General features: G+C 42.8%; 14 protein-coding genes and 1 riboswitch. Of the genes, 2 read left to right on the top strand and 12 right to left on the bottom strand.

Annotated elements, in window-relative coordinates; all coding sequences use genetic code 11:
- Positions 1 to 70 precede the first annotated feature (70 nt).
- The 9 genes from LCM11_RS07890 to fmdA all read right to left on the bottom strand — a co-directional run bounded on the left by LCM11_RS07890 (position 71) and on the right by fmdA (position 6,231).
- Positions 71 to 1,630: a sodium:solute symporter family protein gene (locus LCM11_RS07890; protein ID WP_224893701.1), complete on the bottom strand. Its 1,560-nt coding sequence runs from the start codon at positions 1,628 to 1,630 to the stop codon at positions 71 to 73.
- A 26-nt stretch (positions 1,631 to 1,656) separates the two neighbouring features.
- The gene (locus LCM11_RS20385; protein ID WP_263622418.1) at positions 1,657 to 1,791 is read right to left on the bottom strand and encodes a hypothetical protein; all 135 of its coding nucleotides are present in this window, start codon (positions 1,789 to 1,791) and stop codon (positions 1,657 to 1,659) included.
- Positions 1,792 to 1,919: 128 nt separating this feature from the next.
- Positions 1,920 to 2,028, bottom strand: a riboswitch (SAM riboswitch).
- Between the two features lie 141 nt (positions 2,029 to 2,169).
- Positions 2,170 to 2,724 (bottom strand): histidine phosphatase family protein, encoded by a 555-nt coding sequence (locus LCM11_RS07895; RefSeq protein ID WP_224893702.1) that lies wholly within the window; start codon positions 2,722 to 2,724, stop codon positions 2,170 to 2,172.
- A gap of 146 nt (positions 2,725 to 2,870) precedes the next feature.
- Positions 2,871 to 3,248: a hypothetical protein gene (locus LCM11_RS07900; RefSeq protein ID WP_224893703.1), complete on the bottom strand. Its 378-nt coding sequence runs from the start codon at positions 3,246 to 3,248 to the stop codon at positions 2,871 to 2,873.
- Positions 3,249 to 3,492: 244 nt separating this feature from the next.
- A complete protein-coding gene (locus LCM11_RS07905; protein WP_224893704.1) occupies positions 3,493 to 3,771 on the bottom strand; it encodes a hypothetical protein in 279 nt (92 codons plus the stop codon).
- 35 nt (positions 3,772 to 3,806) lie between these two features.
- Positions 3,807 to 4,019 (bottom strand): hypothetical protein, encoded by a 213-nt coding sequence (locus LCM11_RS07910; protein WP_224893705.1) that lies wholly within the window; start codon positions 4,017 to 4,019, stop codon positions 3,807 to 3,809.
- Between the two features lie 298 nt (positions 4,020 to 4,317).
- Complete coding sequence (locus LCM11_RS07915) at positions 4,318 to 4,587, bottom strand: hypothetical protein (protein WP_224893706.1); 270 nt, start codon at positions 4,585 to 4,587, stop codon at positions 4,318 to 4,320.
- Positions 4,588 to 4,771: 184 nt separating this feature from the next.
- A complete protein-coding gene (locus LCM11_RS07920; protein WP_224893707.1) occupies positions 4,772 to 5,038 on the bottom strand; it encodes an FmdB family zinc ribbon protein in 267 nt (88 codons plus the stop codon).
- Between the two features lie 14 nt (positions 5,039 to 5,052).
- On the bottom strand, positions 5,053 to 6,231 hold the full coding sequence (gene fmdA, locus LCM11_RS07925) for a formamidase (protein WP_089749664.1): 1,179 nt from the start codon (positions 6,229 to 6,231) through the stop codon (positions 5,053 to 5,055).
- 444 nt (positions 6,232 to 6,675) lie between these two features.
- On the opposite strand from fmdA, the gene LCM11_RS07930 reads away from it, so the two are divergent.
- On the top strand, positions 6,676 to 7,848 hold the full coding sequence (locus tag LCM11_RS07930; RefSeq protein WP_224893708.1) for an iron-containing alcohol dehydrogenase: 1,173 nt from the start codon (positions 6,676 to 6,678) through the stop codon (positions 7,846 to 7,848).
- Positions 7,849 to 7,974: 126 nt separating this feature from the next.
- On the opposite strand, the gene LCM11_RS07935 is transcribed toward LCM11_RS07930, so the two are convergent.
- The 3 genes from LCM11_RS07935 to LCM11_RS07945 all read right to left on the bottom strand — a co-directional run bounded on the left by LCM11_RS07935 (position 7,975) and on the right by LCM11_RS07945 (position 11,741).
- Complete coding sequence (locus tag LCM11_RS07935; protein ID WP_224893831.1) at positions 7,975 to 9,897, bottom strand: TRAP transporter permease; 1,923 nt, start codon at positions 9,895 to 9,897, stop codon at positions 7,975 to 7,977.
- A gap of 123 nt (positions 9,898 to 10,020) precedes the next feature.
- Positions 10,021 to 11,046: a TAXI family TRAP transporter solute-binding subunit gene (locus LCM11_RS07940; RefSeq protein WP_224893709.1), complete on the bottom strand. Its 1,026-nt coding sequence runs from the start codon at positions 11,044 to 11,046 to the stop codon at positions 10,021 to 10,023.
- Between the two features lie 347 nt (positions 11,047 to 11,393).
- Positions 11,394 to 11,741 (bottom strand): DUF4260 domain-containing protein, encoded by a 348-nt coding sequence (locus LCM11_RS07945; RefSeq protein WP_224893710.1) that lies wholly within the window; start codon positions 11,739 to 11,741, stop codon positions 11,394 to 11,396.
- Between the two features lie 195 nt (positions 11,742 to 11,936).
- Here LCM11_RS07945 and LCM11_RS07950 point away from each other — a divergent pair, with 195 nt between their 5' ends.
- Complete coding sequence (locus LCM11_RS07950) at positions 11,937 to 12,938, top strand: aldo/keto reductase (RefSeq protein WP_224893711.1); 1,002 nt, start codon at positions 11,937 to 11,939, stop codon at positions 12,936 to 12,938.
- Positions 12,939 to 13,021: the final 83 nt, after the last annotated feature.

A 13,021-nucleotide genomic window follows, 5' to 3' on the forward strand; every position in this document is an offset into this window, starting at 1 on the left:
ACAAATTTCCCCAGCATAAAGAAACGGAGGAGCTGCCTTTTGCAGGCAGCTCCTCCTTCTATCTATAACTCTACCCTGTATGGGAACGCTCATTTTTCCCTTCAGGTTCCTCCTGAGTCGTGGACCTCATCTTCTCCAGCACTTCTCTGGTAGAATCACTGATGTCCGCCTCAAAGTAAGGTTCATAGGCCTCAAGCGGTGCTTTTTTCGTAAAGTAAACGGCAATAAGCACTCCAATCAATGATGCCGTAACCGCGATGACAAATGGCAGTCCATACCCCATGGCCTTCGCTGCCACATACACCACAGCCCCGATGATGATTCCGGCATAAGCTCCTGCCCGATTCATCCTCTTCCAATACAGCCCCAAGAACACAACAAGGAAAAATGCTGCACCAAAACCGCCGTACACATAGACAAAGCCCATAGCCAGGAACCATGGTGGATTAATAGCTAATAGAACGGCTGCAGTTGCAATTCCAAATATACTGAAGCGAAGCCAGTTCTTAAACTTCTTCTCACTGATTCTTTTCGGAGCAATGTTCAAGTACACATCATAATAAAGAGATGTGGCGCAGTGAAGAAGCATCGAATTCGCCGTGGAAATGGCGGCTGCGCAGATAGCTACCAGCGTAATGCCTCCGATAATAGGCGGCGTGTACTGCTGGATAACTAAAGGGATGATATAGTCCGTCGTTTTATCGACAGGTATACTCGGCACGAGAACTTTTGCCCCGAGACCAATCACGATCAGTGGCGTCATAATGAAAATCAACACAACAATCGTACCCAGGACCTGTAAAATCGCCACTTTGACATTTTGAGGAGCCAGCATCCTCGTGACCCAGTGAGGAGACGAAGGGGTTCCTAACGAATTTGATATAAAAATGGAAAGTAATGCCCCAATACCAAACGTTCCAAAAGGAGACAGTAAAATTCCCTCTTCAAGCTCCGGCCCTCCTACATTCGTCGGTGCCGTAGTCGTCGCCAGGGTATCTAATATACTGCCGATTCCTCCCGTCAGCGACCAGACCACACCGCTCGCAAGTAATACGCCGACCATAATTAGAATCGTGTTCAAGGTATCTGTGGCGGCTACAGACCAGAATCCGCCCACACTTGTAATTAAGATAAATAATAGGAATCCGAAAATCGCAATTTTATAATCAATGCCCGTAATACTTGAAAAAACAATCCCAAATCCAGTCACCTGAATATTGACGAGAAGCAAATAACCGATAAACATTAATATACCAACAATCGCCTGCAATGTACTTTTCTTCTGAAAGGGTTCAAACCTATGTCTAATAAATTCCGGAAACGTTCTGGCCGGTTTTTCAGGTCTTCTGATTTTGTAAGCAACAATTGGGATTAAGGCTCCACCAAAACACCAGCCGGCTACCCAGCCAATGACAGCCGCTACCCCTGAGCTATACAAATAACCAGGGACTCCTATGACAGATGCCACACTTACCCATGTCGCTGCTGTGGTACCGATTCCAAGCAGAAGCCCCATTCGGTGTCCACCCGTTGTATAATCATCGATCGACTCTGCTTTTTTAAGACTTTTTACATTTGCCCATATAAGAAATAAAACATAAAAACTAAATACGAGAATATACCATATCATTTGTCAGTAACTTCCTTCCTGCCAGCTTATTTATACTTAAAGATTCGTCCAGTGGCTCCCCACCGTTTCACGCCTGATTTTTCCACTCTGTAACAGAGAAAAGTACCTAATAGGAAGGAAAAAATCATCGTTCCCACCCAAACCATCATCGCTAAAAACATGGCCATCCTCCTTTTTTTCAGGGTTTTGTATTCAACCTGTTCCTGCCCTCCTTTTTCAAAAAATAAAAAACCCTTCACTCACGATGAGAGAAGGGCTTTATGTAACCATATTATGGATACCACTTGCTCTCTCATCTTCGGAACAGCTTTCGCCTTCCTCTGAAATTGGCACCGTGCATGAATCAGCCGGTTGCCGAGGCTTCACAGGGTCAGTCCCTCTGCCTCTCTAGATAAGAAAATTCTTAATATTCAAATGTTAATTAGATAACATTCTATCATACACCTCTGGTTCGTCAATTCATTATTCGAAATTAGTAAAAATCATATACAAAAAATGAATAGAGAAAACAATCGTACCTATTCTCTAAATCAGGAAGTTTACTTCCATATTCTCTCACAGCCTACGAACTGATCAGCCTCAAAAGAAAGTCTGTAGATATCTGGCATCGAAAGCTTCTTCCAAAACTCATAATCATATTGGTTATCCAAGTAATTCATGGTGAGAACCATAATATTACCATGCGTACCGATGGCGACATTTTGATTTTCATATGTTTCTAATACGTTGTTCAAGGCTCTAATGCCTCTTTCCTGGGCATTCACATTTGATTCTCCGCCTTCCCAAGCAAAACTTGGCTGAGCCCAAACCTTTTGAATAGCTTCTTCAAAGTTATCCGCTCCTCCCTCTATTAACTTCCTTTCTTTGAAACCATCCATTATGTGAATGTCCTGTCCGAGAGCAGAAGCTAATCCTTCAACAGTCTGTATGGCCCTTGCATAAGGACTCGAGATCACGTGCTCGATATTCTCTTCTATAAGTCGTTCGCTAACTTTAGCCGCTTCCCTTGTTCCTTCCGCTGATAACGGCCTGTTTAATTCGTCTGGTGTATAGGTAGAATGAGCGTGACGCACCATATAAATATTTGTAGTCATGGCAGCCTCCTGAATATCGTCATATTGTTTCCGCAGATTTCAATTGAATCTTTCTGCTCCCGCATTAGCACCAAGCGTTGCTGCGACCCTTAATCTTATGTAAAAAATATAAATCTTTACTCACGTTGTTAGTTCTAAAACGTACTCTAACTAAATCGGCTTACCAATATAATATTAATCCCTACAAAGAGGATAAATAGAAAAGCACTGCCATATATGTAACGTTTTTTCTCCCGGCTCCACCATAGCGCCAAAGTCATAAGGGCAAATACAACGATAAGCACTTGATTTTTTTGAAGCCTGTCCTGCTTTTGAAATAGGTTAAGGGCTTCTTTAGGCTTGCCGTGAAAGGTCTGTTCACTGATTTTCTTACCATACCAATTGTAACTAATCACCTGGCGGGTTGAAGTTTCCTCTATGAACTCTAATTTCTTAAAACCTAGCACAGGAAGTTCAATAGAAAAAATAAACAGTAAAGCACCTATCATAAAAACGAATAGTTGAGCTGCTGTCTTTCTTTTCAAAGAATTTTCCTCCTTTTAGGATGATGAGGTATTCCCCTTTTTTCTTCCTTCTTCAACCGGAGGCATATTAGTAAGTTTCTTGTCTATATTCTCTAATCGTTTTTTTACATTTACTAATAATACGATGAGCGTAAGGAACAAAAGCGGAATAACGACAAATACAAACATCGATACCAACTGTCCTGCAACCATACTATTGATCTTACCCCTCCTAAAAAAGGTCAAATTCTTCTAGAATTTTAAATTAAGCCATTTGCGACATCAATAACATAGATACGATTAAAATACAGGACATAATAGCAATTACTGTACCTAAACCCGCCAGAATCATAAGCTTTGTTCCAGAATTCTTTTCAATGCCGATGATACCCAGAACTACCGACAGAGCCAGAATGATAAATAACAACGTAACCAGTAAGGTGAAATGGATTCTAATATAGCCATAGAGGGCTGCATAGAACACGATTATAGGGATGATACTTAGCGATATGGACCAATAACTAAGCCAACTATTTCCTTTCACGCAAACCCTCCTGCAACTTGAACCTTGATCTAGCCTCAACTAGTAATATCTGAACCTTTCTTATTAAAGAAATTAGATAGGATTACCATCAATAATCCGATGATGATCAGGGGGACGGAAGCCAATTCTAGTAAACGAGGCGTGCCTTCCATTCCAATAACATCACTAAACGCAAATCCAGCAGCAAAAATCCATAACCCTAACGAAACAAACCACTTCCCGGCTGGGGTTTTCCTCTTCGTCAACATTCATATCCCCCTCATAACTAACTCCAATATAAGAATCAATTCATGACTGCTTCATCAATAAACATATTTACTATTCAGCTTATCAAATTCGCACCCGCATGGAAATTATAACCATGTATAAGGTACTCTTTCCTATGTATACAGCCCATGGTGTAAAGTACACCATCGTTGGAGCATCATACCTGTCCGCTTCAAATGAGCAGATCTTTAATTTTTTTCCTTAGTTCATACCTTACTCTCAACCCCCCCCCTGTTACATCGCCACCCTGACTCCCCGTCAATTCGATGTGATCGTACTTCATTTTTTCTTTAAAGATACTAGAAAGATCATTAAACATAACAGCATACTGTTCGCTAACAGAATCACTAGAAGGAAGAATGAGTTAATAATTCCACTGTTACTGCCTGTATTTTCAGCAAGTTTAATTGCGGCAGAAAACAATAGAAAAGGTGATGACATCGAGACTAAAATTAAAATCGAGTACTGTTTTTCTTTCTCTTTGAGATAAATAAACCAAACCCAGCCCCCGACTAACAAAATGAAAGCTGATATATAGACAAATACCAAATAACCCCTCCCAGCCTTTAACAGGTCCAAACAGTTAGTTGGCCCTAGCTCTCTTGATCTCACTCTATTATTCCAAAGTAAACATAGGCAGGCAATGTGAAAAAAACAATATTCCCACTAACAGCTTAGAAACCCCTACAAAAAAATGTCTTGAAAGCTATGATAAGCTTTCAAGACATTAATTCTAATGCCCCGCCTGCCAGGGTCTTGCTGCAGTAGGACGCTTCTGCTTGGCACTCGGCATCTGGTCACGTGTAACAACCCGTGGTTCCATCCCTCTTTCTACACGCTTTTTCACCTTTGCATCCATTCTTTGAACCATAGGTGCGTGGTAGATCCGCTTCGCTTCCCCTTCACATTCAGGGCAGTGAGCTGTCTGGGCACCGTTCATCCGAGTAAACCATAATGTAAATTCTCCGCATGTATCACATGCGAATGAGTAATTAGGCATCATTGAACCTCCATTTATTCAGGAAGGATATTTTTTGTGAATATATCTTTCGGTAAAGCTATGGTACAACATGAATTCGGGATGTCGACGACTCCTGCCAAATGCCCCTGGACAGGTGCAGATCCTAACAGCATATACGCCTGTTCGCCGCTGAATCCTTGTGTTTTCAAAAATTCAATCGCGTTTAAACAAGCATTGCGATACGCCGTATTAGCATCTAAGTACGTCTGCTTTCCGTTAAATTCATTCACAGAAACGCCTTCAAACACGATGTATTCATTATAATGAGGATCCATTGGACCGGGACGGAAAGCCGGATTCTTTTTAATTGCATATTTATCCATTCCGCCTTTGATAACTTCTACGTGTAAATCAATCCAGCCCGGCATTTCGATCCCGCCGCAAAAGGTAATTTCTCCATCTCCTTGTGAAAAATGAAGATCCCCCACTGATAGCTTCGCACCATCTACAAAAACCGGAAAATAAACTTTTGAACCGCGTGAAAGATTCTTGATGTCACAATTTCCTCCATTTTCCCGCGGCGGCACTGTACGAGCACCTTCTTTAGCCACCCTCTCAAACTCTTCTCCTTGTAAACTTCCAAGTACAGCACTTTCTCTGGTTGGAAGATTGGCAAGTGGAGGCACTCGATTTGGATTCTGCTCCACAAGTTCCTCTTCTCTCCGGTTCCATTCGTCAAGCATCTCCTGAGAAGGCGCAACACCAATTAAACCGGGATGAATGATCCCGGCAAACTTCACGTTGGGAACATGACGGGAAGTTGCATAAATCCCATGAAAATCCCAAATCGATTTCGCCGCTTCCGGGTAATGCTCTGTCAGGAAACTTCCGCCATTCTCTTTTGAAAAGATGCCGTTAAATCCCCATTCATGAGCACTAAATGTACCAATATCAAGGATGTCCACTACCAGCAAATCACCGGGCTCGACTCCGTTCACATGGACCGGGCCGCTCAACACGTGAACACGCTCCAGGTTCACATCCCGGATGTCAGAAGGATCATCATTGTTCTTAATCTGTCCATCCGTCCAGTCCAGACACTCCATCCGGAACGTTTCTCCAGGATTCACAGAAAAAGCAGCCGGAATATCCGGATGCCACCGGTTGTGTCCCGGTACATCCTGCTTATCCATCGTCTTGTTCAAATCCACCTTAAATAATTTCTCGGGCACGTTACCATCATCCTTTCACGATAATTGATTGTTCATCATTACCATGCTGCAGGTTCTATGGTGAATAAATCACGATACCCTTCTTGGATGCTGCTTCTTTATGTACGTATCCTGTTCTATTTACCCCATTTTTTTACATAAAAAACAAATTTTTATATAATTCTGTCATCCAGAACCAATATGCTGCTTACAGCCTCCCCGTGATTTCATACCTGCAGAATACATCCACATGTTTAAATGAAAACACAAAGGGAATCCCTCACTTGTGGAAGTTACTTTCTCCATAGAAAAAACTTCCCAGATACCCTGCAGACCTTCGAAGAGGTTTTATATAATCAAGGATTGGGAATATAATTTTCCATTGCCCTCCGATGAACGGCAAGGGCAGCTTTTTCAAACAGAAACGATAAACCATAACGCCAATTTAAGGAGGCTATTTTTACTATGAGTCGTTTTACAATTCCACGCGATATTTATTTCGAAGAGAATGCACTTGAAGTGTTAGAGTCTTTTGAAGGTAAAAAGGCCGCACTTGTCATTGGAGGAGGTTCTGTTAAGCGTAACGGCAACCTTTCCAAGGTACAGGAACACCTGGCAGCAGCCAATATAGAAACAGAAGTACTGGAAGGCTTCGACAGCGAGCCAACCTTTGAAGTCGTGAAACAAGGTGCGAAAGATCTGGAGAAATTCCAGCCGGACTGGATTATCGGCATCGGTGGCGGCTCCGCCATGGATTCTGCCAAAGCAATCTGGCTCTATTATGAGCATCCTGATCTTGCTTTTGAAGATGCGATTAAACCATTTGAACTGCCGCGTCTTCGCAGCAAAGCGAAATTCGCCGGTATTCCAACAACAAGCGGAAGTGGTTCTGAAGTATCCAACCTTTCTGTTGTGGCCGACGAAACGACAAATGTGAAATATCCAGTAGCGGACTTTGAACTGACACCGGATGTTGCGATTATCGACCCGGTTATGATCGAAGAACTGCCGAAGCACATCGCTGCTTATACAGGTATGGACGCATTCACGCATACCATCGAAGCGTATGTAGCGAAACCGCGTACGATGTACACGGATATTCTGTCACTAGGCGGAGCTGAAGTGATTAAAGATAACCTGCTTGCGTCTTATCAAGGCGATCAGGAAGCCGCTAAGAAAATGCACACCATTCAAGCAATGGCAGGCATGGCCTTTGCGAACGCTGTACTCGGTAACGTGCACAGCCTCGCTCACAAGAGTGGCCCGACGTTCGGCATTCCGCATGGCTATGCCAATGCGATTTACCTGCCGTACGTGATCCAGTTCAACCGTGAAGTAGTGGAAGATCGCTTCGCTGAAATTGCCCGTCGTCTGAACCTGAAAGGAGATAACGACGCTGAATTGACCGATTCTCTTGTTGAGTATATCTATCAACTGAACAAAGACCTTGGTCTTGCTACTACTCTTCAGGACTATGGTGTATCTGAAGAAGAGTTCAACAAGCATCTTGATACTATGGCGGAAAATGCTATGGACGATCCATGCACAGGCACCAACCCGCGTGAAACTTCCCTAGAGCAAATGAAAGATCTATTTAAAGCTTCTTTCTATGGCAAGGAAGCTCTAGTGAAAGCGTAAATAATGAATTTAATAGCAAAAGAGCTCAGGGGAATCACCCTGAGCTCTTTTTTTATAGCTCTATAACAAGAGCAATATCAATCTATTGTAAGAACAAAAAAGAGCGGGCGTGAGCCCACTCTTATGCTAGTTATTATGAGTCATGATCTGCTGTTTATCAGAATCATCTTTCTTGCTTCGGATCACCTGATAGACGGCTATTCCAGCAAAAATGGCTAGACCAACGAATGAAATAATGTAATTCGGATAAACAAGCATCAACCCACTTACGATCATAACAATCCGTTCGAGCCAATTAACCTTAGTAACAAAATAACCAATCATGGCGGCACTAATGCTCGCCATTCCTAACATTGCTGTCGTAACGCCAATTGTTACGTTCAGGAAGTTAGCGTCGCCTTGGAGTAATAAAATCGGTTGGGAGACGAAAATATAAGGAATAATGAATGCAGCAATTGCGAGTTTGACTGCAGTCACTCCAGCTTTCATCGGGTTAGCTCCAGCTATTCCTGCGCCTGCATAAGCGGCTAAACAAACAGGAGGTGTAATATCGGCTACAATACCGAAATAGAATACGAACATGTGTACAGCAATGACAGGTACATCAAAGGCTAACAAGGCTGGTGCAGCCATGGTTGCTGTCACGACGTAGTTCGCGGTAGTTGGCAATCCCATTCCAAGGATGATACACGCAATCATGGTAAAGAACATAACAAGGAAGAATTGCCCTTGAGCTAGATCTATAATTCCTCCAGCGATCTTTGGCCCAAGACCTGTCGTAGTTACAGTTCCAGCGATAATTCCTGCTGTCGCACACGCTGCAATAACGGGTAAAGCTACTCGGGCACCTTCTTCAAGGATATAGATAATACCTTTAAAAGACATCCTCGTGTCTTTACGTAAAAAGCTGATTAAGAATGCTGCTGCGATGGCGAATAACGCTGCATATGTCGGAGTGAATCCGATCAATAAGAATCCGATAATGATAACAAGCGGTAGGAACAAGTCCAGTCGCTTCACCAGGTTACTCATTTTTGGCAGTTCTTCTTTTGATAACCCACGAATCCCTTGTTTACGAGCCTCGAAGTGAGTTCCTAAGAACACACCACTGAAATACAAGATGGCTGGAATAATGGCAATTACGATAATGTCGTTGTAAGGAATACCTGTATAAGAAGCCATGATAAAAGCGGCAGCTCCCATAATTGGGGGCATCAATTGTCCGCCAGTAGAAGCGGAGGCTTCCGTTGCAGCGGAAAAGTGTGGCTTAAAACCAGCATTTTTCATCATTGGAATCGTAAATGACCCAGATCCGACGGTATTGGCGACAGAACTACCACTTACCATTCCCTGGAGTCCACTTGCTGCAACAGCAGCTTTTGCTGTTCCTCCAGTGTAACGTCCTGTTAGACGCAGAGCGATGTCGTTAAAAAACTGTCCAATATTCGTTTTGACCAAAATGACCCCGAAAAAGAGAAATAAGAAAATATAAGTAGATGAAATTTGTATCGGTATTCCAAAAATGCCGCTTGAACTAAAGAACATCTCCGTTGCGAGTGTTGGCCAGTCATTTCCCGCATGTCCGATAACAGGGATGAAGTTCCCATATAGGCCGTATAAAAGTGCAAGAATTGCGATGATGACAATTGGCAGACCTACAACACGGCGAGTCGCTTCCAATAAAAGAATCACACCTGCTGTTGCTACGATTTGGTCCATATACGTAAATCCGAATATAATGGCATCATTAATTAACCGGTCGTAGTTTTGAATGATGTAGAAGTTTGTATAAAGGGCAGCTCCCGCTAAAATAACATCATACCAGGGAATGCCTTTTCTTTTTGACCATGAGGATTTGATAGGATAAAGGAGATACACTAAACATAGTCCTGCACCAAGGTGGATAGCACCTTGGATCATGGATACATATGCGCCGCGATAGGCCGTGTACAATTGGAAAATGGTCAAAGCACTTCCTAGGAGGAGTGTCAGCCATCCCCAAATCCCTAAATTTGTTCGGAAGTTACTTTCTTTATCATATTTAGACATGAGTTCTTGCTTGTCGACTTCTTTGGTATCTGTTGTAGTCAAGGGTCTCTCCTCCGTTTCCCCACTTAAAATATAAGGTGAAAGAACCGGACATAGATTTGTCCGGTTCTTTTCATTGCAGATTTATTCAATAATACCTGCTTCTTTAAAATACTTCTCTGCTCCTGGGTGTAGGGGAAGGTCTTTTGCCCCTTTTAGAGCATTATCTTTCGTAATCAACTTCGCTTGCGCTATTGTCATCTCATTAGCATTTTCATATAAAGTTTTCGTCATTTCGTATGCAAGATCTTCGCTGATTTGTTCGGTTGAACCAATAAGAAGCGCCATCGCTGTAATGGTTTGAACAGGTTCTTCTTGCCAATCATAAGTCCCTGGCTCCATAGTATAGGCTTCATATTGACTTTTATCTGTTACTTTTTGAAGAGCATCTCCTTCGATATTGAGGAATTTCACGTCTTTTGTAGCCGCGTGCAATTCGTCAGTTGTAGAAGATGGCACGCCTACAACAGCGAAGGAAGCATCAATTGTACCGTTTTGCAGTTTACTTTTAGCATCTCCGAATCCTTCTTCAAACGCTTGATAGTCGCCTTCTTCAAGTCCATATGCAGAAAGGACAAGTTCAGCTGCTTCACGCGTCGCTCCACCTGGAGGCCCGACGGCTACTTTTTTCCCTTTAAGATCTTCAATAGATTCGATACCTGTGTTTCCTAGCGTGACAACCTGAAGTCCCTCTGGATATAGAGAGCCGATAACGCCTACTTTGCCAACGTCCTTGCCTTCGAAGTTGCCTGTTCCTTCAACTGCGTTGATCATCGTTGTATTTTGAGCAATACCCAATTGAAATTTACCTGCTTGTACTTTAGCGATGTTCTCGACAGAAGCTCCAGATTCAACAGAACTTACATCGAAACCCTCCATGTCAATCTTGTCTTTTAGGAGGTTAGCCATCTCCCCGCCAAGTGGGTAGTAAACGCCACCGACACTGCCGGTTCCCATGGTCAAGTTCGTCTTAGCTTCTCCGCCAGACTCGCCGCCGTCCCCACCATTGTCGCTGCTAGAAGAGCCGCCATTTCCGCTTTCGCCGCAAGCAGCAAGAAGCATACTCATTGCGATAAGGATGATGAAACTGAATAAGGATAATTTCTTCATTTTTTGCCTCCTTCATATTTATGTAATTTCGATTGATTTAAAGCTGGTCTGCCTATAGTTCTGAAGACTGGCAAACCAATAGATAACGCTTTCATCAATTAAAAGTTTACATTTTTTTCAGAAAAATTACAACAGGGCTACAAATTTTACTTTTTCTCTATTTATCATGACGAGATATCATTAATTATATGGTTGCGGTTTTGGAAAAATATAAGCTTTTAATGCAGATTTGTTGATCATACTAAAAAAACTTCCAATTTTGGAAGTTTTTTTGGCTATTCAACTAAAACCAATCGAAAATACCGCATTGGTGCAAAAAAAGAGCAAATCCAATACTCTTAAGTTTACTAAACCCGTTGCAAATGTGTGTCTTGAAATTTGGTTTTATATTTTAATCCGTAACCTAGCAATCGATCCATCCCAATATGAGCACACCAAATTATACTAAGCGTCAACAATAAATCATTTAAAATCAGTACACTTACTACTGAAATGAGTAAAGGTAAGATGTAGGAATGAAAGATGTTGTACGTTATGGCACCAGCTATATTATTGATCATGTATCCTAGCATCGATATATCTGGGGCTAATAAAAAAACGAAGAACATCCACCAAGGAAAATCCAATAGAGAATAGGTAAATACAGATACTAGCAGAACAGCTAGTCCCTCAATATGCAAAATTAGTTTGTTCATTTCTTCCCCCTTAAACTAAGCTATTTATATGTATGATGCACTATGAAGGAAAAGTTCCAATTAACATTACCTCTCCCACCTCCCCTTTCCTTACGTTTCAGATTCATTTATGTTTCGTTTTGTTCCCATATCTTTCTACCATGTTTCCTTTTCCATTTCACGGGGAAAACCAGAATTTCTAGGAGGTTTTACATTATGGAAAAACGAACACTAGGTAAAAGCAATGTAGAAGCGACACGCATCGCTCTCGGTACGTGGGCCATCGGAGGCTCCGGCTGGGGAGGTACAGATGAAGAAGCTTCCATACAGACAGTCAAAGAAGCAATCGACAGAGGAGTTACAATGATAGATACAGCGCCTGCTTATGGTGAGGGCCTATCAGAAGAACTGGTAGGTAAAGCTATACAGACATCACCTGTAGATCGTAAAGACCTGGTTCTCGCTACAAAAGCAGGCATTAACTTCAGTGATGACGGGGCGTTCCGTGATTCAAGGCCTGAGCGTCTGGAGAAAGAATTGAACGACAGCCTGAATCGTCTGCAGACCGACTACATCGATGTCTATCAGATCCATTGGCCGGACACGGATGAGTCGATCGAAGCGACCGCGAAGAAGATGAAAGAATTCTTCGATGAAGGGAAGATTCGTGCGATCGGTGTCAGTAACTTCAGTCCGGAACAAATGGACGAATGGCAGAAATACGCCCCCATCCATACATCCCAGATGCACTTGAACATGCTGCAGCGCTATCTGATCGACTGGTTCGATTACTGCCACAAGCATGATATCGCCACACTTTCCTGGGGCTCTCTCGCTCACGGCATGTTGACCGGTAAATATACGAAAGATGCAACGTTCCCGGATGGCGACCTTCGCAGCAATATCGAATTGTTCCAGGGCGACCGTTTCCCTGCCTTCATCGATGCAGTAGAAGAATTGCAGGAATTTGCGGATAAACGGGATCTGAATTTGATTCAGCTTGCTGTGCGCTGGTTGATGGACCATGAATCCGGTACAGACTTCGTCCTCTGGGGCGCACGTAAACCCTCACAAGTGGAAGGCGTAAAGGGTGCGGATGAAGCGAACCTTTCATCCGATGATCTAAAAGAAATCGACGATATTCTTTACAAACACGTCGATGACCTAAACAACGGAGACCTGAATGAATATGGTCCACCCCTGCGCTCTGAAAAATAAGGCTTGAAAGCTCCCGTCCAGGGAGTGACCCTGAACGTTAGAGTTTATAATGAAGCTGATTGGCTGGTTTGAGTCCGGTATTT

Origin of the sequence: Halobacillus halophilus, from assembly GCF_020171985.1 — a bacterium.
GTDB classification, from domain to species: domain Bacteria; phylum Bacillota; class Bacilli; order Bacillales; family Halobacillaceae; genus Halobacillus; species Halobacillus halophilus_A.

Coding starts and splice junctions, on each gene's coding strand:
- LCM11_RS07890 (WP_224893701.1), bottom strand. CDS start 1,630: ATGATATGGTATATTCTCGTATTTAGTTTTTATGTTTTATTTCTTATA.
- LCM11_RS20385 (WP_263622418.1), bottom strand. CDS start 1,791: ATGTTTTTAGCGATGATGGTTTGGGTGGGAACGATGATTTTTTCCTTC.
- LCM11_RS07895 (WP_224893702.1), bottom strand. CDS start 2,724: ATGACTACAAATATTTATATGGTGCGTCACGCTCATTCTACCTATACA.
- LCM11_RS07910 (WP_224893705.1), bottom strand. CDS start 4,019: ATGTTGACGAAGAGGAAAACCCCAGCCGGGAAGTGGTTTGTTTCGTTA.
- LCM11_RS07920 (WP_224893707.1), bottom strand. CDS start 5,038: ATGCCTAATTACTCATTCGCATGTGATACATGCGGAGAATTTACATTA.
- LCM11_RS07930 (WP_224893708.1), top strand. CDS start 6,676: ATGAGTCGTTTTACAATTCCACGCGATATTTATTTCGAAGAGAATGCA.
- LCM11_RS07935 (WP_224893831.1), bottom strand. CDS start 9,897: ATGTCTAAATATGATAAAGAAAGTAACTTCCGAACAAATTTAGGGATT.
- LCM11_RS07940 (WP_224893709.1), bottom strand. CDS start 11,046: ATGAAGAAATTATCCTTATTCAGTTTCATCATCCTTATCGCAATGAGT.
- LCM11_RS07945 (WP_224893710.1), bottom strand. CDS start 11,741: ATGAACAAACTAATTTTGCATATTGAGGGACTAGCTGTTCTGCTAGTA.
- LCM11_RS07950 (WP_224893711.1), top strand. CDS start 11,937: ATGGAAAAACGAACACTAGGTAAAAGCAATGTAGAAGCGACACGCATC.